This is a genomic window from Aminobacter sp. P4_D5, from assembly GCF_056401815.1.
The window spans coordinates 1-536 of the sequence record NZ_JBFUIP010001306.1 but is presented as its reverse complement, the minus strand read 5'-3'; the positions used below and the strand labels follow the sequence as shown (position 1 = coordinate 536).

Annotated in this window: 1 protein-coding gene; it reads left to right on the top strand. The window is 67.0% G+C overall.

Annotated features, from left to right (window positions below; genetic code table 11):
• Window positions 1–12: 12 nt before the first annotated feature.
• A partial coding sequence (locus AC1DWF_RS38085; RefSeq protein ID WP_476843582.1) for a hydantoinase B/oxoprolinase family protein occupies window positions 13–536 on the top strand: 524 nt, incomplete at its 3' end.

The window sequence follows — 536 nt, the reverse complement described above, 5'->3', positions numbered from 1 at the left end:
CCCATGAAGCTCATGCGGCGCGGCGAGGCCGACGAGACTCTGGTCGCGCTTCTCCGCAAGAACGTCCGCACGCCAGACCAGACTTTGGGCGACCTCTGGGCGCAGGTCGTGGCGCTTGATGTGATGGAGGAACGGCTGCTCACCCTGATGCGCGGCCACGGGCTGACCGACCTCACCGACCTCGCCGCCGAGATCCATGGCCGCTGCGAGCGCGCCATGCGGGCGGCCATCGCCGCGCTGCCCGATGGCACCTATTTCAGCGAATTGCAGACGGATGGCGTGCTCGCCACGCCCATCACGCTGAAGATGGCGCTGACCATCCAGGGTGACACGATCTCGATGGACATGACGGGCAGCGACCCGCAGGTCGACCGGGCCATCAACTGCGCCATGTGCTACACCTATGCGATGTGCATGTACGGGGTGAAGGTCTGCACGGAACCTTCCCTGCCGAACAACGAGGGCGCCTTCCGCCCGATCTCCGTGGATGCGCCGCCCGGCTGCATCGTCAACCCGGTCTTCCCCGCCTCCGGCGG